Source organism: Planctomonas deserti (genome assembly GCF_003067705.1).
GTDB classification, from domain to species: domain Bacteria; phylum Actinomycetota; class Actinomycetes; order Actinomycetales; family Microbacteriaceae; genus Planctomonas; species Planctomonas deserti.
Genome location: NZ_QANL01000185.1, coordinates 1 through 537, shown reverse-complemented (window position 1 = coordinate 537; position 537 = coordinate 1). Strand labels below are relative to the sequence as shown.

General features: G+C 71.5%; 1 protein-coding gene. It reads right to left on the bottom strand.

From position 1 onward, the window contains the following. Positions 1–537, bottom strand: a 537-nt coding sequence (locus tag DAI20_RS20210; RefSeq protein ID WP_159085167.1) for a ComEC/Rec2 family competence protein, incomplete at both ends; no start/stop codon positions are given.

The window sequence follows — 537 nt, the reverse complement described above, 5'->3', positions numbered from 1 at the left end:
AATGCCGCGCAGCAATGCATGGCGTTCGCCATCGAAGCCGCCGGGATTGATCCGCGAGCGTGGCGCACGCACGCGCAACGACAACTGCCAATGCGATCCCGCACGAACCGCATGGCGACCGCCGGCCTCGTGCGCTGACGATCCGCGCCTCGGGTCGTTCCAGGTGACCTGCAGGCGCCTGCCACGCAGTGCTGGCAGCGTATCGGCCTCATCCACGTGCAGCACGAAACGCGTGTAACCGGGCCCGCGCTGTGGAAGATCAGCCACCCGCCCGCGCACCTGCACATCCTGCGGCGGCGTGCCCGGTGGTAGCTGGCCGTGCAGGGCCCACTGCCCGTGCAATGTGGCCCATGCCAGGCCGAGCACGATTGCAGCCCAGGCGCGGCCGCGCCAGCGCAACAACCAGCCCGCGCCGCCGGCAACCGCCATCGGCACGCTCAGCCACAGCGGCAGCAGCACCGGCATCTGCACGCAGGCCAACGCACCCAGCACCAGGCCGGCGGCGCAGCCGGGGCCGAACAGGGCCGGTGCGGAACG